This window comes from Clostridia bacterium (assembly GCA_017438525.1).
GTDB lineage: Bacteria > Bacillota > Clostridia > Oscillospirales > RGIG8002 > RGIG8002.
Window position 1 is genome coordinate 1 of record JAFRVI010000075.1, and the last position, 21090, is coordinate 21090.

The 21090-nt window shown below is 56.2% G+C and carries 18 protein-coding genes and 1 pseudogene; 2 read left to right on the forward strand and 17 right to left on the reverse strand.

The annotated features are described in order from the left end of the window. Positions 1–187: 187 nt before the first annotated feature. The 9 genes and pseudogenes from IJL83_06725 to IJL83_06765 form a co-directional block, all read right to left on the reverse strand. Positions 188–1459, reverse strand: a complete 1272-nt coding sequence (locus IJL83_06725; protein ID MBQ6553288.1) for a HAMP domain-containing histidine kinase — start codon at positions 1457–1459, stop codon at positions 188–190. Further along, complete coding sequence (locus tag IJL83_06730; protein MBQ6553289.1) at positions 1449–2132, reverse strand: response regulator transcription factor; 684 nt, start codon at positions 2130–2132, stop codon at positions 1449–1451. Before IJL83_06730 ends, IJL83_06725 begins: the two co-directional genes overlap by 11 nt. 104 nt (positions 2133–2236) lie before the next feature. Further along, positions 2237–3160 (reverse strand): glycosyltransferase, encoded by a 924-nt coding sequence (locus IJL83_06735; GenBank protein MBQ6553290.1) that lies wholly within the window; start codon positions 3158–3160, stop codon positions 2237–2239. 1 nt (position 3161) lies between these two features. Beyond that, positions 3162–6590: a glycosyltransferase gene (locus IJL83_06740; GenBank protein MBQ6553291.1), complete on the reverse strand. Its 3429-nt coding sequence runs from the start codon at positions 6588–6590 to the stop codon at positions 3162–3164. A gap of 29 nt (positions 6591–6619) precedes the next feature. Then, on the reverse strand, positions 6620–7516 hold the full coding sequence (locus tag IJL83_06745) for a class I SAM-dependent methyltransferase (protein ID MBQ6553292.1): 897 nt from the start codon (positions 7514–7516) through the stop codon (positions 6620–6622). 13 nt (positions 7517–7529) lie between these two features. Next, entirely contained in the window at positions 7530–8822 is a 1293-nt protein-coding gene (locus IJL83_06750) for an ABC transporter ATP-binding protein (protein MBQ6553293.1), read from the reverse strand. 13 nt (positions 8823–8835) lie between these two features. Next, positions 8836–9669 carry an ABC transporter permease gene (locus tag IJL83_06755; GenBank protein MBQ6553294.1) on the reverse strand — a complete coding sequence of 278 codons (834 nt, stop codon included), beginning with the start codon at positions 9667–9669 and terminating at the stop codon, positions 8836–8838. A gap of 141 nt (positions 9670–9810) precedes the next feature. After that, a pseudogene (locus IJL83_06760) lies at positions 9811–11162 on the reverse strand (glycine--tRNA ligase). A 57-nt stretch (positions 11163–11219) separates the two neighbouring features. Next, positions 11220–11894 (reverse strand): LexA family transcriptional regulator, encoded by a 675-nt coding sequence (locus tag IJL83_06765; protein MBQ6553295.1) that lies wholly within the window; start codon positions 11892–11894, stop codon positions 11220–11222. A 555-nt stretch (positions 11895–12449) separates the two neighbouring features. Between IJL83_06765 and IJL83_06770 the strand changes: the two genes are divergently transcribed. Further along, on the forward strand, positions 12450–13346 hold the full coding sequence (locus IJL83_06770) for a phosphatase PAP2 family protein (protein MBQ6553296.1): 897 nt from the start codon (positions 12450–12452) through the stop codon (positions 13344–13346). Positions 13347–13395: 49 nt separating this feature from the next. Beyond that, positions 13396–14262: a patatin family protein gene (locus IJL83_06775; protein ID MBQ6553297.1), complete on the forward strand. Its 867-nt coding sequence runs from the start codon at positions 13396–13398 to the stop codon at positions 14260–14262. Positions 14263–14379: 117 nt separating this feature from the next. Here the strand turns inward: IJL83_06775 and IJL83_06780 are convergent, their stop codons facing one another. From IJL83_06780 to IJL83_06815, 8 genes are all read right to left on the reverse strand, one after another. After that, a complete protein-coding gene (locus tag IJL83_06780) occupies positions 14380–14529 on the reverse strand; it encodes a hypothetical protein (protein MBQ6553298.1) in 150 nt (49 codons plus the stop codon). 113 nt (positions 14530–14642) lie between these two features. Then, a complete protein-coding gene (locus IJL83_06785) occupies positions 14643–15107 on the reverse strand; it encodes a GNAT family N-acetyltransferase (protein ID MBQ6553299.1) in 465 nt (154 codons plus the stop codon). A gap of 4 nt (positions 15108–15111) precedes the next feature. Beyond that, positions 15112–15846, reverse strand: a complete 735-nt coding sequence (locus tag IJL83_06790; protein MBQ6553300.1) for a class I SAM-dependent methyltransferase — start codon at positions 15844–15846, stop codon at positions 15112–15114. Then, entirely contained in the window at positions 15843–16133 is a 291-nt protein-coding gene (locus IJL83_06795; protein ID MBQ6553301.1) for a hypothetical protein, read from the reverse strand. The genes IJL83_06790 and IJL83_06795 overlap by 4 nt, the downstream gene beginning before the upstream one ends. 172 nt (positions 16134–16305) lie before the next feature. Continuing rightward, positions 16306–17700: a DUF4340 domain-containing protein gene (locus IJL83_06800; protein ID MBQ6553302.1), complete on the reverse strand. Its 1395-nt coding sequence runs from the start codon at positions 17698–17700 to the stop codon at positions 16306–16308. Next, positions 17697–19298, reverse strand: a complete 1602-nt coding sequence (locus IJL83_06805) for a GldG family protein (GenBank protein MBQ6553303.1) — start codon at positions 19296–19298, stop codon at positions 17697–17699. The genes IJL83_06800 and IJL83_06805 overlap by 4 nt, the downstream gene beginning before the upstream one ends. Positions 19299–19311: 13 nt before the next feature. Further along, entirely contained in the window at positions 19312–20031 is a 720-nt protein-coding gene (locus tag IJL83_06810; GenBank protein ID MBQ6553304.1) for an ABC transporter permease subunit, read from the reverse strand. Further along, complete coding sequence (locus tag IJL83_06815; GenBank protein MBQ6553305.1) at positions 20031–21026, reverse strand: ATP-binding cassette domain-containing protein; 996 nt, start codon at positions 21024–21026, stop codon at positions 20031–20033. The genes IJL83_06810 and IJL83_06815 overlap by 1 nt, the downstream gene beginning before the upstream one ends. Positions 21027–21090: the final 64 nt, after the last annotated feature.

The window sequence follows — 21090 nt, forward strand, 5'->3', positions numbered from 1 at the left end:
AAACTGCTCCGCATCTTAAAAAGAGAGATTTTTGTGTCGGACAAGGCGAAAGCGCGATGGAATACTGTATGTATTCCGAGCGCTTTCAACGCAGTCCGGCGCGAAAAGATCCTTTTTAAGACCGGCGTATCCCTGATTTGCACGCCCTAAGGCGGCTTCTTTATATTATTAATGTTACATCGTGTGTTTACGCTTTCTTTGTCGGCAGCGTTACGGTGAAGACGGCTCTGCCGTCCTTGAAGTCGGCGCGGATCTCGCCCTTGTGGGCTTCGGCGACCGCCTTGGCGATGGAAAGCCCGAGCCCGTAGTGAGAGCCGGCGTCGCCGCGCGCCTCGTCGCCGCGGTAGAAGCGGTCGAAAAGGCGGGAGGCCTTTTCCGCGTCGAGCCCCGCCGCGTCGTTGGCGACCGCGAGGACCGCGGAATGCTTATCGCGCTTGAGCGAAACGGCGATCTCATCGCCGGTCCCGTGCGAAAGCGCGTTGTCGAGCAGTATCGAAACGAGCTGCCGGAGCTGGTTCGGGTTGCCTTCGACGGTGACGCCGTCCTCGACGTCGGATTCAATCCTCACGCCTTTTTCAAAGGCGAGCGGCTCGAAAGGGAGCACCTCTCCGCTTACGAGCTGCGAGAAGTCCAGCGTTTCGGTCGGCAGGTCGCCGTTTTCCGCGTGGGAGAGCGCGAGCAGCTGCTTGACGAGCTCGCTCATTCGCCCGTTTTCGTAGTCGATGTTGTCGAGCCATTCGCTTTCTCCGCCCTGCCTGCGGAGCAGCTCGCTGTTGGCGGAGATGACGGCGATGGGCGTTTTCAGCTCGTGTCCCGCGTCGGAGACGAAGCGCTTCTGCCGCTTATCGTTCTCCTCAAGCGGACGGACGATGCGCCGCGCTATGAAGATCGAGATTACGAAGAGCGCCGCCAGCGCCGCAGCGCCGATTATCAGCATCAGTTTTATCAGAGTTTTCTGGTTGTTGTCGTTTATCGTGCCGTCGAGCATGGCGACGAGGGTGTAGTCCTCGCGCTCCTCGAGTATATACGTCATACTGCCGACCGCGCCGCTGCGCTTTCCTTTTTCAAGGACCGACGACGCGAGCTCGAGCAGCGATTCGTCGCTCTGCATATTCCTGTTGCCGTTGTTTATCGCGAGCACTTCGCCGCTTTCGGAGTACGCTACCGAATAGAAGGTCGAGAGGCGGAACGCCGGTTCGATCCTTCGGAAAGCGTCGTTGTCGCGCGGCTCCGGCGGCGGAGCTGAGTCGGGTTTTGCGTCGGGCTTGTCGCTTTCGTTCGGGAAGGCCGGCTGTCCGTCGAGCGTGAAGCGTTCGACGTAGGCGTTCAGTATGCTCTCGCTCTCGCGCAGGAGCGCGGCGCGGTTGGAAAAGTATATCGTCCCGAGAGTTACCGCCATCAGCGCCAGCAGGGACAGAACGACGGTGAAAACTATCTTTCTTCTCGTTTTATTGAACATCACGGCACCTCAATTCATAACCTATCCCGCGTATCGCCTTTATCTCGCAGCGCGAGCCGACGAACGCCAGCTTCTTGCGCGCGAAGGAGGTGTAGACCTCGACGTTGTTGTATTCGGCGTCGCTTTCGTATCCCCACACCTTGAGCGCGATCTGATCGCGCGTCAGGACGCGCCCCTGATTTGTAATAAGATATTCGAGAATGCGCATTTCCTTTTCGCCGAGGCGCACGCTCTTGCCGTTTTCGCAGCGGAGCTCCGCGTTTTTCGTATCGAGTGTTATATCGTCAAATTTCAGGCGGCCGTCGTCCGTCGGAACGTTGCGCCTGCCGAGCGCGCGGAGCCGAGCGAGCAGCTCCTTCGTCAAAAACGGCTTCGTCAGATAGTCGTCCGCGCCGCTGTCGAGCCCCTCGACCTTGTCGTCGAGCTCGCTTTTGGCGGTCAGCATGAGGATGGGCGTGCGGATACCCGACCTGCGCGCGCTTTTCGCCACGTCGAAGCCGTTCATTCCCGGCATCATGACGTCAAGCACGATAAGGTCGTAAAGGCCGCCCTCGATCTCATAAAGCGCGTCCTCGCCGTTTTCGACGGAGGTGACTTCGTAGCCCTCCTGGCGAAGTATCTCGCAGAGCGCGCGGTTCATTCTTTTTTCGTCTTCGGCAAGCAGAAGCTTCATGCTTTGTCCCTCCGTTTCACAGTAATAATAACTGGCGAGGATTGAAGAAAGATTGAAAAAACGCGGTTATATAACGAAAACGGCGCAGTTTACGCCGTTTTGCGTCAATAGGTCATTTTCTTTGCGTCGCGGCGGCCTCTGCGGACGGCACGGAGCATCTTTATCCTGCTGCGCTTGCGCGGATAAAGCAAGAAGCGGAGCAGCATATCCCTGAAATTCACCCATCGGTTGACGGTGGGTGATTTCACCTTGTGCTTCTTCAAAAACCACCTGTAATTTCGCGCGATGTAATAAAGGCGGAAATCCGAATGGACTGAATAATACTTCGGCCCGTGGTACTTGTGATCGCCGATGAAACGGTAAAGTAACTTATAAATCTTTATCGGTACGCGCTCGCCGATCTCCTGCACGATATACGTATCATTAGCGCGCAGGATGCGATACCCTGCGGACATCAGGCGGTAGTTGAAATCGAAGTCGACCGCGTCGATGAAAAGTTCGTCGTTCCAGCCGCCGATCTCCTTCGCCGCCCTGACGTTCGTCAGCGCAGCTGAGGTTATGCATCTGCCGAAATCGTCGATGATCTCCGTCTCCGGCATATTCCCGTCTTTGTAATGCTCGGGGGAGTTGCTGCCCCTGTGGATGATGAACGGGGAAACGATGCCGATATCCGGCTCACCTATGTAACGCCTGTATACGTTTATCAGATTCCCGTCACAGACGGTGTCCTGATCAAGTGTCAATACCCAGTCGAAACCCTCGTCGCTTGCGGCGTCGAGCACGCGGTTGAGCGCAAAGGCAATGCCTTTATTCTCACCGTTTTTTATGAAACGCACTTTGCCGTTGCCGGAGAAATGCGATTCGAGAGGGGAGAGGTCGTCCGAGCCGTTGTCGACGATGAAGAAGGCGTCAACGGATGGAAGGACGTTCTCAACGTTTGCCGCGGCTTTTTCGAAGTCGCCGTTGAAGACGACCATCCCCGCGCATATACGATCGCCTGCCGGCTGTCTTTCGATTGAATTACCCATATTAAACTACCTTATCAGTTCTCGGCAGATATTCATTGCTGTCAAGCCGCAGATTCTTGTTGAAGAAGGGGTCGCCCGCGGAAAGCTCGGCCGCCCACTTTGCTTGGAATCTGTCGATTTCGGTCTTGAAGCGTTTGATTTTTTCGGGGGTATCGTCGTCGCGCCCGCGGGATTTGGATTCGTAATGGTAAAGCCGCGCATATGGGGTATATACTATTTTCCCGCCATTCGCGCGGAGCTTCATACAAAGGTCGATATCGTTGAAAGCAACGGCGAATTTCTCGTCGAATCCCCCCGCCGCGTCGAATGCATCGCGGCGCACGAGCATACACGCTGCGGTGACTGCTCCGACCTCGCGTATGCTTCTGCCGTAGCCGAAGTAGCCGCAGTCGCTGTCGTCAAACATCTTTTCAATATGTCCGGCGACGCCGCCCAGACCGATGATCACCCCTGAGTGCTGCACCGTATTGTCGGGATAGAGCAGGCGCGCGCCTACGGCGACGACACCATCCTGCATGAGCACGGACGCCATTTCGGAAAGCCATTCCGTTCCTATCGCCTCGATATCATTATTCAACAGGAGCAGCAGTTCGCCGTGCGCTAAGGAAGCCCCGTAATTGTTTATCGCCGAGTAGTTGAAGCCGTGGTTTTCATAGCGGGCGACGGTGATTCTCGGATCAAGTGAAAGCTGATCATAAAGCTGCCTGATCTCCGCGGTTACGCTGTTGTTCTCGATAATGACTATTTCGATATTATCGTAATCGGAAGCGAGCACGGAATCGACGCACTTTTTCAAGTCTTTGGCAGAGTCTTTGTTGGGTATAAGCACGGAAATAAGAGGTTTGTATGTCAGCGGATATCTGACGCGGTAGCGGAAAGGCATATCTGAACTCAGCGCCTCACCGTCTATTCCTACGCGCTTGATGTGCGCTTCAACAGCCCTGCGCCCCGCCTCTTCGGCGTAATTCTTGCTGCCTGCGGTTGCGGCGGTGGAGGATGGGTGTACGCGCCAGTGATACAGCGGCTTCGGGATATGCTTTATCAGCGCCGCCCTTTCCGCGGCGCGCAGGAAGAGGTCATAATCCTGGGCGCCGTCGTAGCCCGCGGCAAAGCCGCCGATAGCGTCAAACAGCGTCTTTTTCAGTGCGGTGAAATGGCAGATGTAGTTGAAGGATCGCAGCGTGAAAATCGAAAAATCCGGTTTAAAATGCGGCTCAAAATACTCACCGTCGATATCGGTGAATTTGTCCTCGTCGGTGTAAATGAAATCTGCTTCCGGCTCGGCATTCACGGCATCCGCCATTTCGTACAGTGCGTCCGGCGCGAGCGCGTCGTCGTGATCGAGCAGCGCGATAAAGTCCCCGCCGGCGAGCTCGGCGGCGGCGTTCGTATTTCCTGCAATACCGAGATTGTTATCAAGGCGAAGGTATTTTATGCGCGTGTCCTTTTCGGCAAAGGAACGCGCGACTTTGCCGACATAGTCGTGCCTGGCGTCACTCGCGTCGGTAAGACAGAGCTCCCAGTGCGGATAGGTCTGCGCCTTGACGGAGGCAATCATTTCCTCGAGCATCTTTTTGTCCGTGTTATAGAGAGGAGTAAGTATGCTGAACACCGGAGTCGACGAAAACGCGCGGTTTTTCTGATTTTCAAGGGCTTCTTTATCCGGAGAGTTGCGCTTTATCCAGAGCGAATAGGCGGTTTCGGGATTATTTGCGGCAGAGTTCTTTTCGCGGCGAAGTCTGTATTTGCATCGAATGTAGTTGTACGGCGCGAACACTGTCTTGATAAATTTGTGGAGCTTTGGATGAGCATGCATGTAGTTTATGCTTCTCCTGCGGAGTTTTTTGTTTTCAATTGCCTTCAGCTCGCTTCGCAATCCGATAATGGTCTCTTCTGCCGTATAAATGTCTTTGCGTAGGGATTCGTTGCTCTGCCTGAGCGTTTCCTTATCGCTCTCGGCGGTGTCGAGTTGCGCCTGAAGCGCGCCTATGCGCTTGTCGGGTGAGACGCGGCGCACGGCATACCACTTTTTATAGAAGTCGCTGTAAACCTCGTCGGCAAAGGCGCGGTTCAGCTCTTCAAAAAGCGGCAGATATGCGGAAATTCCGAACAGCTCTAAGAGATCCTCGCTTACCGTTTCAAGAATAGCTTCGCTGTTGGTAAGCGCTCTGAAAATTACGTATTCGAGCGGCGTGTTATCAAAACGCCATTCTTGATCGTAGAATACACAGCGCCCGTCCTCGACGAAACAATTCTGAAAGATCATATCCATATAGCCGCGCTTGAGAAAGTGCAGCTCGGCACGCTGCTCATCGGTCAGCTCGACGGAGAATCTGTCGAAAATTGTGTCTGTGTTACCGCCCTCGCCGCATGCGTCGGATACGGCGGCAAAGAAATCATCCGCCGCCTTTTTTAAGGCGCTGATTCCATCCCGGCGGTATTCGGCGAGCAGATGCATATCGAAGGGCTCTCCCTCGCATATGCGGCTGGTAACGACGTGATCGGAATATGAATCGGGCGTTTCGATGTCGTTTTCAGCGAGCTCGGATATGTTTCTGCCGACGCTCTCTATATGTGGGTACGCCTCCGGAACGGCGGCGTACTTATACGCGTTTTCGTCGCTGACGACGGTGAATACCTGGTATTCCGGCTTGCGGTAGACGGAGAAGCAGACGAGCTTCGGGGTCTTCGGCGCTTCGGAGCGCGACGCCTCGACGAGAAATGCGTCGGCAACGAGCGGATATGAGTTCCTGTCGGCTTCTATAAGGCGGCGCAGGTAGGCGTTTTCGCTGAACGTCGCTGTCGGATCGGACGGAAAGTATATCAGCCGGCGCTTTATGCTTTCGCTGTCGGGCAGCTGGCGGTCGCTGAATATCACGTTGGTGAAGCGGTAATCCGGAGCTGGATAAAGCATAGAAGAATACTTCAGTCCCGCGCTCTCAAGTATAGTGCGGAACTCCGCAAGCGAATAGCCCTTGCGCGTATAGGTTTCGGCGGCTCTGCCGGAGAGTCTGCCGGCGGCAAGGGAGTTATCGACCGCGATGATAAGTTTTCCGTCGGGCTTGAGGTGCTCACAGACGCGTTTCAAGAAACCGACTTCGTTGCCGTTCGCGCAGTCCTCGAGCGAGCCGATCAAAACCGCGCAGTCGAAGTCGCTTCCGACGTTGTCGAGCACGCCCGCAACAGTGGCTTGAGGATATCTCTCACGCAGTGCGGCGGCGCGCTCGGGGTCGGCTTCGACAGAAGTTACGTCGCCCTTGCGGAGGAGCGCGCCGGTGACAGCGCCGCGTTCCCCGCCTATCTCGAGTATCCTTCCGCCTATGTCGCACCATGCCGCTATGTTTTCGCGTATCGGCGAATAATTGTATATGCTTTCGTAGTCGCTTCCATTGAATTGACTACAGTGCATCTTGTTTTCAACTTCACTCATAATAACGTGACCTCATTGTCGAAATTATGCTAAAAGCCCGCTTCTACGAAAAACGAATTAGAGAAAAATGGAAAGACGCCGTTTTTCACAAGCGGAGGTATAAGCGCCTTCTCGTCGTAAATAACCGGAGATTCATACGGATGCGGATCGACTATTCCCGCAAGCGCACCTGCATCGTCCGGCAGATTGTCGTCGCTGAAAACCGCGAGCGGCATTTTATAGTCGGGATAAGGGTAATAATATTTGAGCGCGCCGAAGCCGGAGGAATTGAGGAGCTCGGATAACTCCGCCTTTCCGAACGTGCGCACAAAACTGACGCCGTCGTATCCGTTTATTCCGTCGAACGGCTTCCCGGTATGGTCTTCGGGAGCGCCGCACCAATACTTCAGCCCGTAACGGTTTTCAATCGCGATCAGCAGCTTGCCGTCGGGCTTTAGCAGGGACCCGACGGCTTTGAGAAAATCTTCATAGGGATGCTCGGATGCAGTGAACGAAAGCGCGTATTCCAGCACTCCTATCAGCGTGATATAATCAAACTTTTCGTTAAAATCGATATCGTTCAGGTTTCCGACGATGATGTCGAGGTTTTTACGCTTTTTGTGGCGTTCATAGAGCCCTTCCGCGCGTCGCTTTGACAGCTCAACGGCTGTCACGCGCTCCGACTTGTCGCAAAGCGCGCCGGTCACGGCGCCGAATCCCGCACCGACCTCAAGCACGGAGGAGTTCGGCTTGAAGGAGTAGAAGTTGACTATGTTTTCGCGCAGCGGCGTCAGATGGTAAAACGTTGCCCAGCAGTCGTCTTGCTTGAACACCTTTTCAAGATGTCTGTTTCCGTACTTTTTGAAATAACCGAGAATATCGTTTTCGATATCCCCGTCGCTGTATTCGTCGGTGCCGGAATACCATTTGTAGTTTATGGTTGCCATAACGCGCCTCCGGTTATCTTTCAATGGTTATTCGGCTTTCGAGATCGAACAGGCCTACCGAATTGGGGCGGGCGGCTATGTCGATAAAGAAAGCGTCGTAATGACGGCAGTATATTTCGAGAGCTCCGTCATCGTTGTAGCTGGTGCAGCCGAACGATACGGAATATTTGTTAGTTGCGAGCGGAACAGTCAGGGAAAACTTGACGTCGGCAGTCTGTCCCTTGTCAAAGTGGCCGGTCTCAACTTTGTGGCTGAAAGTGTTTACGCCGCAGAGCTCGAGCCCCTGGGCGTTCTTGAATCCGACGGCGAAGATGGGCTCGTCCAGCGGCTCGTTGAACTTTACCTTCATTCTGATGGTTATCTGCTCGTGGCTCTTGATAGAGTTAGTCGGCTTGCCATCTGCTCCGAAGAGGCCATAATCGATGATTTCGGCCTTTTGGTTGCCGTAGATCAGAATATCGCCGTTGAGCTCGTGGTTCTTCTTCATTTCGCCGCTTTCACACTCCGCAGATAACTCGACGGATGCGTCTGCGGCCGCTTGCCGGCCGGTTTCTCCGTTGCGGTTTTCGTTCATATCGATACCGCTCATCAGCTTTTTGTACCGTTCTACGCCTTCCTTGGCGTCGCCGTCGAAGATGCACCTGCCTTGCTGAAGGATTAGTGCGCGGGTGCAGTTAGTGAGAATATCGTTGACGTTATGCGAAACGAAAAGTATCGTCTTTTTGCGCTCCTTGAACTGCTCGAACTTCTTGAAGCACTTCATCTGGAACGCCATATCGCCGACGGAGAGCACCTCGTCGACGATCAATATATCCGGGTCGACATTTATCGCACACGCGAAAGCGAGACGCGCGAACATACCGCTCGAATACGTCTTGACCGGCTGGTTTATGTGGTCGCCGATGTCGGCGAAGTCGATTATCTCCTGTTCGCGCGCCTTGATCTCGGCGTTCGTCAGACCGAAGATCTGGCCGTGCTGATAGATGTTCTCAACGCCGGTAAGTTCGGGGTTGAACGCTGTGCCGAGCTCCAGCAGGGAACTGACGCGTCCGCCGAGCTTTATTTCGCCCTCGGTGGGCGCGACGACGCCGGTTATCATCTTCAGCAGCGTGGATTTGCCCGCGCCGTTGCAGCCGAGGACGCCGACGGATTCGCCCGGATAGACGTCGAATGACATATTATCGACCGCCGTGAAGAGGGAGTGGCGGTTCGCCTTCGGGAACATCGCCTCGACTATGATGTCCTTCTTGCGCCCGAAGACCTTGTAACGCTTGCTCAGGTTCTTTACGCTGATAATTGGCTCCATGTCCGCACCCCCTTTAAAGCACGTCGGCAAAGTCTTTTTTGTTTTTGTTAAAGACGTAGTTGCCGTAGAGGAAAACGAGCAGGGTTATTGCCCAGAAGCCCGCGGTGTAAAGCCCGTATTTCGCCGTTATTATAGGCAGGTAATCCGCCGTAAACGCCTGGCGGAAGCCGTAGACGAGGTAGGTGAACGGCGAGAAACGCAGTATCTGTCCGAGCACCGGTACCTTCGCGTCGAGTATCTTTATGTCCCAGAGGATCGCGGAGAACCAGAAAATTATCTGGATGAAGATATTGATGACCGCCGTAACGTCCGCGACCTTAGTCGCAAGCGCGGAGGTCAGGCGCGTCAGCGCCGCGAGGAAGATGAACGCGGAGGGTATGATATAAAGGGCGAAAAGAATGTTCGGGAAGAGAGGTATGCCGGAGACCGCTCCGTAGACGGTGCAGACGATGCCGGCGATGCCGAAGACCACGAGCGACACTATCCCGTTCGAAAGCAGCGTGAACACCGGAATTATATCGACGTTGAATACCGTCTTTTTGACGAGGTAGGAATAGGTGCGTATCGAGGTCGTCGCGCTCGTCAGTCCGTCGCTGATAAAAAGCCACATCGAGAAGCCGCTTAAAAACCAGACGACAAAGGGTATCTGCAGTCCGGACGGCGTGACGATATCGCCGCTTTTGAGTACGTAGTTGAATATGACGTAGTAGATCGTCATAAAAACGAGCGGCACGGCGAAGCCCCACACCGTTCCCAGCGACATGCTGGAGAACTTGTTGCGGAAGTCGTTGCGGCTCATCTGCCATACGAGCCGACGGTTTTTGAATACGTTTTTGATAAAATTCATTTTTCTTTCCCGTTTCGTAAGTTTCCCGCGCTCAGCGGTGCGCCGCGTGAGCGTCAAGCCATTATATTACTTATGGTAGGAAATGTCAATACGGCAAACGGACAGGGCGCGCTCGCCTTGCCCGTTTGAATATGCGCGTTATCAGAAGCGGAGCTTTTCGGCGATATACTTCGCGGCCTCGCTCATCGGGATGCGGACCTGCTCCATGGTATCGCGGTCGCGGGCGGTAACGCAGCCGTCCTGCTCGCTCTCGAAGTCGTAGGTGAAGCAGACGGGCGTGCCGATTTCGTCCTCGCGGCGATAGCGCTTGCCGATGGAGCCGGCGTCGTCGAAGTCGACGTTGAATTCGCTCTTCAGCGTGCGGTAGAAGGCGAGGGCGCCTTCGTTGAGCTTCTTGGAGAGGGGCAGCACCGCCGCCTTGAAGGGCGCGATCGCCGGATGCAGGCGGAGCACGACGCGGACGTCGCCTTCGCCGACGGTCTCCTCGTCATACGCTTCGATCATCAGCGCGAGCGTGACTCTGTCCGCGCCGAGCGACGGCTCGATGACGTAGGGCATATATTTCTCGTTCGTTTCGGGGTCGAAGTATTCAAGCGGCTCGCCGGAATGTTCGCTGTGCTGACGCAGATCGAAGTCGGTGCGGTCGGCGATGCCCAGAGCTCGCCCCAGCCGAAGGGGAAGAGGTACTCGAAATCGGTGGTCGCCTTGGAGTAGTGCGACAGCTCCTTCTGCTCGTGCTGGCGGAGCTTGAGGTTTTCCGGCTTCATGCCGAGGGAGTAGAGGAAGTCGCGGCAGTAGCCCTCCCAGTAGTCGAACCATTCAAGGTCGGTGCCGGGCTTGCAGAAGAACTCCAGCTCCATCTGCTCGAACTCGCGGATGCGGAAGATGAAGTTGCCGGGAGTGATCTCGTTGCGGAAGGACTTGCCTATCTGGCCGACGCCGAAGGGGATCTTGCGGCGCGTGGTGCGCTGGATGTTTTTGAAGTTGACGAAGATGCCCTGCGCGGTCTCGGGGCGCAGGAATAGTTCGCTCTTGCTGTCTTCGGTGACGCCCTGGAAGGTCTTGAACATGAGATTGAACTTGCGGATATCGGTGAACTCCTTGCCGCCGCAGGCGGGGCAGGTGATGCCGTTGTCGCGTATGTAAGCCATCATTTCCTCAAAGCTCATGCCGTTCGGGTTTCCGCCGGCGGCCTCGATGAGCTGATCCGCGCGGTGGCGCGCCTTGCAGCTCTTGCAGTCGGTAAGCGGGTCGGAGAAGCCGCCGACGTGGCCGGAGGCGACCCAGACCTGAGGATTCATAAGTATCGCGCTGTCGAGACCGACGTTCGTTTCGGATTCGGTGACGAACTTCTTCCACCACGCGCGTTTGATGTTGTTTTTCAGCTCGACGCCGAGCGGGCCGTAGTCCCAGGCGTTCGCCAGGCCGCCGTAGATTTCGGAGCCGGGGTATACGAAGCCCCTGTTTTTGCAGAGGGCGACTATTTTTTCCATCGTTTTTTCGGTGTTGTTCACGGTAATATCTCCTTTTTAATTATTATCTGTTCGGGATTATACTATCTTGCGGCGCAGCTCGACCGCGATCCCGCCTATAACGAGGGGAAGGGCGGCTATCTCGCGCTCGGAAAAATAGAGCGTGCGGTACGCCTGGTTGTTCGGCTTCAGCGTGACCGAGCGGTTGAAGTCGAGGAAGACCTTTTTCAGCGTGCCTTCCTGCTGACCGATGAAGACGAAGGCGTCCTGCCCGTTGCTGCAGACGGTCTGACGGCGGATGATAACGACGTCGCCGTCAAGATAGCGGGGCGCCATGGAATCTCCGCGCATGAGGATGCCGTAATATTCTCCGTTCCAGTCCTCGGGAATATCAAGAGTCTGTATGACCTCGGCGTTGCCGGAGGCAAACTGCGCGGCGTTCAGCGAGGAATAGACCTTGATATATCTCGTCGGCTCCGGCGGAGGCGGCGCCTGCACCGGCGGCTGGACGAAAACGAGCTGCGCGCCCGCTTCGGGCAGCACTCCGGGCGGAGTGCCCTTCGGAACGTCTCTTCCGAGCACGTAATCAATGCTGACGCCGAAAAGATCGGCGAGCAGGATCTGCTTTGCCGTATCGGGAAGAGCCCTTCCGCATTCCCAGTAGGAAACCGCGGACTGGTCGACCATCAGTTTTTCGGCAAGCGCTTTCTGCGTCAGCTTATTCTGCTTGCGCAGTTCGCATATTCTGTTCATCGTTCGCCTCCCAATTAAGACTGATTGGCGGTAAGGGCAACACGGTTTTGAACGACAGATTTTGCCCCGTTCCGTGTTAAAATGCTCGGCAATACAGCAAGTATTGCCTTGCGCTTTTGCCTTGAACGAAACAAAATCGGTCCGTTCAAAACTGCTCCGCACCTGAAAGCGAGGCAAATCCGAGGGATTTGCGGCGCGGAGGACGACGGCGGGCTGGCGCCCGCCGAGGACAACAAACTGCAAAGCTCCGGATTTGACCGCTTATCAGGCGTATTGTCCTTATCGCCAATCAGTCAATGACAATAACACATAATGACACTAATAATCATTATTATACCCATTATATGAGTCAACTTCATATTTGTAAAGGGTTTTTCTGAAAATAATTCATAATATGAACGAAATTCATACAAAAAGCGGGTTTTGATGTGTTATAATCGAGGAGAAACAGGGAAAACCGTCGAATTGTCAACAAAAATCGACCAATTTGACTGACAATAGGTTATTTTATGTGAAATACGCGCCGTTTGCGGCTTTTTATACCGGAGGTATGTGATGGAGCTTGATATTCTGCAGTTTATTCAGAAGATAGGCAGTGATTTTTTCGACTTCTTCTTCGGCATTTTCTCAACTCTCGGCGGAACGGCCGTAGTCGCGGCTTTTGTTCCGGTTATTTACTGGTGCTTTGACAAGGCGATGGGGGAGGAAATTGCGCTCGACGTTTTCTCCGGCTGCTACGTAAATTCTTTGCTGAAGGGAATAATCGCAAGAGCGCGTCCGGTCGCGACTCACGAGAACGAACTGCGCAGAGGCAAATACGATTACATTTACGATTCGCAGCTGCACGACGGCGAGTATCTCGCCGAATCTTTCCCGAGCGGACACTCGCAGGCGTCCGCCTCGCTTCTTTCCGGTATTGCTTACAGAAAAGGTCCGAAAAAGTACTGGCCGCTTCTCCTGATTCCCGTGCTGGTCGGCGTGTCGCGTCTTTACTTCGGAATGCACTGGCCGACGGACGTACTCGCCGGGCTCGCCGTCGGATTCTGCGTCAGCGCGGTCGTGCATATCTGCGTGAAGATCAATAAGAAAAAGACTCTCGTCGCGATCCCGATTGTCGCCTCCGCGCTTATGTTTTTGAACTTTTTCGGAGTCGAGAGAAAGCAGCTGCTTATCACCGCCGCGCTGCTCGCGCTGATCTGGGGCGGCTGCCTCGGGATGTTGACGGAGAATAAGTATATTGAGTTCTCCACCGGAGACATAAAGTGGTGGATGCGCGTCCTGCGCCTGCCGGTCGGACTCATTGCCGTCGGGCTTTGCGCGGGCGTGGTATTCCTGCCTCTGTGGCTGCTCGGAGCGGACAAATACGTTATGATGATACCGGTTGCCCTGGTGGGCGGATTCGCGATGGCGACCGCCGCGCCGCTGGCGTTCAGGATGTTCCGGCTGATATGAAAAACGTCCCCGCGCCTCGTGCGCGGGGATAAATGCAAAGGACGGAATCATGACGGAAGCGAAAGAAAAAACCGCGCTCATTATGGAGGGCGGGGCGATGCGCGGGATGTTCACCTGCGGCGTCATCGACGTGATGATGGAAAACGGAATAGACTTCGAAGCCGCCGTCGGCATTTCCGCGGGGGCGGCGTTCGGCTGCAACTACAAGTCGCGCCAGATCGGCAGGGCGATAAGGTATAACAAAGCGTACTGCAAAGATCCGCGCTACTGCAGTCTGCGCTCGCTGCGCAAAACGGGCGACCTTTACGGCGTGGACTTCTGCTACCGCGAGCTCCCGCTGGAGCTTGACGTTTTCGACCGCGAGACCTTCGCCGCGGACCCGATGGACTTTTACGTCGGCGCGACGGATATAAACACCGGCGAAGCGGTATATCACAAGTGCTCGGACGGCGGCGAAGCCGACTTCGAGTGGATGCGCGCCTCCGCGTCGATGCCGCTCGTTTCGCGCGTCGTGGAGATCGACGGCCGCGAGCTGCTCGACGGCGGCGTCGTCGACGCCGTGCCGTATCGCTTTATGGAGTCGCTCGGCTATAACCGGAACGTCATAATTCTGACTCAGCCGAAGGGCTACCGCAAAAAGAAAAGCAGGGCGCTGCCGCTTGTCAGACGCAAGCTCCGCAAATACCCGAAACTCGTCGAGGCGATGGCGGAGCGCCACCTGATGTATAACGGACAGATGGACGAGATCGACGAACGCGAACGCGCCGGCGCCGCCCTCGTTATCCGCCCTCCCGAACCGCTGAATATAGGCCGCACGGAGAAGGACCCGGACGAACTCGAGCGCGTTTATCAAATCGGCAGGGCGGAAGCGCTGCGCAGACTTGACGAACTGAAAGCGTTTCTCGCCGGAGAATAAGCGCTTAAATAAATCCGATAAAAAACAGAGCGTGGTATCACGCTCTGTTTTGGTATTCCATCAGTTTTGCGACGGAAATGAATACCGGACACAAAACGATAGCCGCCAGCCAGACGCTCATTCGTCTTCTCCTCCTTCGTAGTCGTAATCGGGCTCGGGATCGGTAAAATCCTGCTCTTCCGCGGCGAGCAGCGCGAGCAGCATTTCGCTGAAATCGACGTCGCCGAGGCCGCTGTCGTCAAACAGTTCGTCAATATCCTCCTCCATTTTCACCACCTCTTTCCGCGGAGTTTTTTCCGCTTTACGACCGTATTATAAAACGGCCGCTGTCCGATAAACAGGACAGCGGCCGCGTTTTTTATTCTTTTTTGAAATTGCCGTTACAGCTTCAGCTCCATGTGCCTGCACTGCGTTATGAAGCCGAGTTTTTCATAAAACGCCTTCGCGTCGGCGTTGGCCTCCCAGACGTTCAGCTCGAGCGAATCAGCGCCGATCTCGGCCGCGTATTCGCGTACGAATGCGATCAGCGCGCCGCCGATCCCGCGTCCGCGGAAGGCGGAATCGACGCAGAGGTCGTCGAGGTAGAGCACTTTGCGCGGAAGCATCTGCGGCGCGGCGGGCTGCCGTATCTCGCAGAGCGCGTAGCCGACGCAGACGCCGTCCTCTTCGGCGGCGAAGGAGGGGCGGTCGGGGCGCGTCAGCAGCGCCTCCAGCTCGGCCGTGTCGAACTTCTCGCGGTCGGCGCGGAAGACGTCCGGCCGCAGCTCCGCGTGCAGGCGCAGTATCTGCCCGAGCAGCTCGTGTATGCGCGGTATATCGCGTTTTTCAACGGGTCTGATAAGCATAGCGTTAAACCTTTTTGAAAACGTAGTGGATGCGCCGGCTGTCCGCCTTCGGAGGCGAAAGGGTGTAGGCGTCGTACTCCGCATCGGGCGCGAAACCGCACTCCTCGAGCGTTGAAACGAGCTCATCGCGCGTCCAGCAGCGCTGCTCCTGCTCCTCGTCGAAGCGGCGCCACGTGCCGCCGTCGCGCTCGAACCAGGTCAGCTCGTACCTCGCCTTGCGCGTGCGGGGAGAATACCCGGTGTTCCAGACGAGGTAGAGGTCGTCGAGGTCGTAGGTGTACGTCCCGTCTGCAAGCTCGTCGGTGAACTTGCGTTCGCCGTCGGCGTCGAAGATGAAAACGCCGCCCTTGTCGGTGAAGATCGCGAGCCGCTTGAACGCCGCCTTCAGCGCGGTTTTCGTCGTGATATAGTTGACGCTGTCCATCGTGCAGAAGCAGACGTCGACGGTGTCGTTCAGGTCGAGCTCGGTCATGTCCTGGCAGAGCAGGAGCGTATCGGCGGGCAGACGCTCCTTCGCGAGCGAAAGCATCTCGGGCGAGCCGTCCGCGCAAACGGGATCGAAGCCGAGCTTAACTAGCTCCGCCGCGAGCCGCCCGCTTCCGCAGGCGAGGTCGAGCGGCTTGAGCATCGGACTGCCGTGCTTTTTCGCGAGCTTAACGAGGTATCCCGCCGCGCCGGCGTAGTCGAAGTCGCTCATCAGCCGGTCGTAGACGGCGGAAAAGCTGCCGTATCCGCTCATTTTTGCTCCAATCTGTCGGCGCCGAGCTTGTAGCCGCCGCTGCCGTATTTCAGGCAGCGCTTGACGCGGCTGACGGTGGCGGTCGAAGCCCTCGTCTTCTCGACTATGTCGGCGTAGACGCCGCCCTTGAGCAGCAGCCGCGCGACGGCGAAGCGCTGCGCCATCGTGTTGATCTCGTTTTCGGTGCATACGTCGTCGAAAAATACGTAGCATTCCTCGCGGGTTTTCAGAGAGAGTATTGCGTCAAACAGGCAGTCCGCCTGGGAATCTGCGGTCTTGTTAACCATTTCGTTGCGGCGCGGATTATCCGCGCGTCCTTTCTATATAATAGCGGAGCGCACGAAAAAATGCGTACGCTCTCACATACGCATTTTAACACTAAAAAGCATAAAAGTAAACACTTTTTTGCGATATTTTTCAAACCTTAACGAAAGACGAAAAATACTTAAAAAAGCATTGTCAAATTGTGCTCTTGATCGGCTTGTTCTGCGCGACGAGCGCGGCGTCTGAGATTATCGCGTCGACCTGCGACTTGAGCACGAAGAAGACGCCTTCGCCGTCGATGAGGTAGGCGTAGCGCATGTTGTCGACCGGTACGAACTCGACCTTGACGTCGGCGCTTCCGTCGTTGAAGGAATAGGTGAGCGTCAGCGCCGCGGGCGCGGCCGGAACGGAATCCAGGCGTCCCTCTGAGAGCGTCATTATCAGGTTCTCGTAGAAGAGCTTGAAGTTATCCGCGTCGAGCTTCAGTTCGCCGCAGTAGGGGATTATTCCGCCGCCGTCGCGGTCGACTTTGAAAACGTGGGCGCCGCCCGCGTAGTTCACGGTGAGTCCGGAGAGGGCGGAGAGCTTCTTTGTGAAGGTCAGGCGCGACATATACGTGTCCGCGGGGTTGGAGAGGAATGAGGTGTAGGTCGGATAGGCGGTGAATACCGCGTCGAATCCGTCCATCTTCGCGTAGCAGAACTCGCCCGCGTCGGCGAAGCCGATACGCACTTCCTTGTCAGCGAAGCGGAAAACGAGAGTGTAATCGGGATCGTCGAGGCCGTAAAACGCGACGCGTTCGGGAGTCGGGCGTATCTCGACGCATTCCGTGAAACTCATTCCCGAAGCGTAGGTCACAAGGTCGCCCGTCGTCGTGGAGTTGACGGGGTAATCTATCGGCTGCGTCATGACGTAAGGCGTCGACGCCGTTTCGTCGCTGACGTAGTTCGGATCCATGATTATCTCGACGTTCTCGGCGCGTTTTTTGCCGCCGATGAAGACGTATTTGACGTTTGTATCCGTTCCTTCGGGGAAGTCGTCTTTTGAGGGGATAACGTCGGTCTCGACGTAGGACGCCGCCGAGCGCGTCAGATAAAGCGGCAGGTTGTGGGTGACGATATAAACGCCGTCCTCGCCCTGAAGGGACATATAGCGTCCGCCGGAGGGGGCTTCGTTGCCGAGCAGCAGCGTCTTCGCCGCGCCGTCCGCGAGCTCCACGCGGCAGGTCGCGGCGGGGGAGTCGAGCCCGTATTCCGAGAGCGCCCCGGGCGAAGCGACCGTGCGCGAAGCGTTCGGCGCGAGCAGCTTGTCGCCGACCCAGCTTGTCGAGTACGCGTTCGTTTCGAAGCCATCGTCTTCCTTAACGGTGTAGCCGTCTGCGGTTTTCACAAGCGTGAAGCCGCCGGCTCCGTTGCTCACGGAGGCGCTTACGAATTCGTCGCGGGTGACGGAGTAGATGAGCGTCGCCTCGCTCGGCTCGTCGGAGGAAACGGTATCCTCCGGCGCGGTGAGGAGTATGACGGCGACGCCCGCGGCGAGGACCGCGGCGATCGCAAGCAGTATTAAAAGCAGACGTTTGTTCTTGCTCACAGGTTCTTCCTCTTGACGAAAACGAACGTACCCACGCCGATGATAACGGCGGGGAAGAGTATGGAGAATACCAGCGCGAAGATCCTGACCTGATTGTTGGTCAGATCGATTACCTCGGTGGCGAGATCCTTTTTGACTATCGTAACGGGATCGGATTTTTCCTGCATCGATTCAAGTATGCTCGTGATCAGTGTGCCGTTGCCGTAGGTGTTGGAGGAGCCGGAATTAAAGTAGAAGTCGATAAAACCGTCGCTCGTTACGAGTACTCCGGAAGATTCTTCGACCGGCAGATTGGTGTTGCGCTTGCGCGTAAGCGTCATAACGGCGAATTCGCCGGTCACGTCGTCGTCGCGTTTCGTTATCGCCGCGGCGGATTCGCCATCCGGCGTTTCGGAAACGGCGCGCTTGAACGCGGTGTCCGAAGTGGTCAGCAGGGAGGTTACGGTGCGTATGTCGCGTTCTTTCCAGAGAATCTCAATCGGCTCCGGATTCTGTATGACCGTCTTGACACCCGCGTTGTTGAGTTCTTTGGTTATATCGCTGTCGGAGTCGTATTCTGTTATGACGTAGAACGGATAAACGATGCAGTTATCCTGGTCGTAGACGCGGGAATTCGGGTCGATCCTCACGCCCCAGTTCAGTTCGAGGTATCCGTAAAGATTCGGCAGGTCGGCGGTGCCGCCGTCGAAATAGAGCAGGTTGCGGCCGTAGTCCTTGCCGTTCTGCAGGAACTCGTCGAGCTTGGTTACCTCCGCCTGCGAGAAGTCGCGGGTAGGCGCGACGACGGCGAGGAACTTGGCGTTCTGCGGGATCGCGTCCTTCGCGAAGTCGATGCTCTCGACGCTGAGCCCGTTGTTCTCGAATATGCCGCTGATAAAAGCGAGGTTGCTCTCGTCCTCGGTGCGCTCGCCGTGTCCGTTGACGACGGCGACGGAAACGACTTCGTCGCGCAGCACGTAGCCGACGGCGTTGATAAGCGGCTGCTCGGTGAAGTAGTAGTAGGTGTAGCTTTCCGAGTCGGTCTTATAGCTCGTCGTTTCTCCGAAGTCGGTGTTGATGAAGTCGGTCAGCTCAACGAGTTTGTAGCGCTTGGGGCTTTCGACCAGAAGGAACATTTCAGGGCGCGACGGCTGTGAGATCATATCATACTTGTTCAAGAAGTTGGGGTTGGCGTCCATATCGACGTATTTGACGGTGATGCGCTCGTTTTTCGCGACCTCGGAGAGTATCTCAGGCAGGCGGCGTATCGGCGCCTCGTAGATCGTTCCGTCGTAGCCCGCGTCGGAGAACGCGGAAAAGGCGCGCAGCTTCGCTTCCGTTGTCAGCGCGGTTATCGTCACGTCGCCTTCCACGGAGTCGAAGTACGCCTTCGCCTCGTCGGTAAGCGAGAAGAGGCGGTTCGCAGTGATATCGAAGCGCAGATCGGCGCGTTCGCCGATGAGCGTGACGGCGACGTTGAGCAGGATTATCACGATTATGACGACCGCGGTTATCGCCGTCGCGAGCGAGCCGTGCTTGAAGCGCGGGTTGGAGAAGAAACGCTTCTTCGGCGTTTCCTGAATGCTGCCCTTGGGGGCGCCGTTGAGATTGCCGTTCATATCCGCGCCTCCCTTAAGACCATCTGCGCCGTTCCATTACTCTCACGGTGAGGAAAAGGAAAACGGCGGTGAAGCTTATATAAAACAGAATGTTGCTTATGTCGAAAATGCCGCTTGTGAAGTCGACGTAGCGCGTGTGCAGTGAAACAAGCCCCAGCAGCGTTTTCAGCACGGGGCTCGAAACTATCGAGGAAAGCAGCACCGGCACGAAGGTCAGCACTATCGCGCCGAAGGTCGCGAACGCCGCGACCACCTGGCTTTCCGTAAGCGCGGAGATGAATTCGCCGACGGCGATGAGCGCCGCGCCGATAAGGAGTATGCCGACGACCATCCCTATATACTCTACGAAGTTGAGCTTGCCGAACGCCGCGATGACTATCGCGAAAAACGCGGTCGTTCCGACGGCGATGGAGTATATCGCGAAGGCGGAGAAGAACTTGCCCATGACTATCTGCCCGAGACCGACGGGGGAGGTGAGCAGAAGTTGATCGGTCTTCTGCTTACGTTCCTCGCTCAAAAGGCGCATGGTCAGCACCGGAACGAGCAGCACGAGCACGAAGTAGATGAAGCCGAAGAAGTTAGACATACCGCTCGAAACGACTCCGCTTTTCTCGCCGCCAATGATAGAGACGTAGAAGAACACGCCGTAGAAGATCATAAAGAGCGTGAAGAAAACGTAGCCGATGACGGAGGTGAAATAGGTCTTGAACTCACGCCTGAAAATCGTAAGCATCAGAGATCGGCCTCCTCTCTCTTTTTGACGGAACGCTTCGCTTTTCCGCCCGGCGCCCTGCGGGAGCCGCCGGTAAGGTTTATGAAGACATCCTCGAGCGACGAAGCGACGGGGTGTGTTTCGATAAGCGGAGTGCCGAGCGAAACGCAGACGTTGAATATCGCCTTGCGGATATCGGTATCTTTTTCCGCTTCCACGAGGTACTCGAAGGTGCCCTTTTCCTTCTCCGCGATGCGCTTGACGGAGGTGACTCCGGCGATGCCGCGCAGCGCGGCGATCACCTGTCCCTCAGCGCCGTCGATCGTGACGGAATAGGCGGGCTTGCCGCCGGCGTTGCGGGTGAGGTTTTCGGCGGAGTCGTCGGCGACGAGCCGCCCGCGGTTGATGACGATTATGCGTCCGCATACCGCCTGCACTTCGGGGAGGATATGCGAGCTGAGTATGACGGTGCGCTGTTTGCCGAGGTCTTTGATGAGGTCGCGTATTTCGATTATCTGCCGCGGGTCGAGCCCGACGGTCGGCTCGTCGAGGATGAGCACCGGCGGATTGCCGATGAGCGCCTGCGCCAGTCCGACGCGCTGCTGATACCCCTTAGAGAGATGCCCGATTATGCGGCCGCGGACGTCGGAGAGCTTCACGACGTCGCATATCTCGGCGACGTGGGACTTCATATCGAGGTCCTTGCATTTCTTGAGCTTAAAGACAAACTTCAGGTAGGCGTCCACCGTCATATCGGAGTAGAGCGGCGGATGCTCGGGGAGATACCCGACGAGCTTTTTGACCTCGTTGGGATTCTCGAGTATGTCGAAGCCGCCGACGGAGGCGCTGCCGGAGGACATCGAAAGATACCCCGTCAGAATGTTCATCGTCGTGGTCTTTCCCGCGCCGTTCGGGCCGAGAAAGCCGACGATCTCGCCTTCGTTGACCGTGAACGAGATGTTGTCCACGGCGGCTTTTTTGCCGTATTTCTTTGTCAGATTCGTTACCGTGATCAAGCGGACGTCAGTCCTTTCGGAAGAATGCGGCAAGCCGCTTCTTGAATTATCTTATCGCGTAATG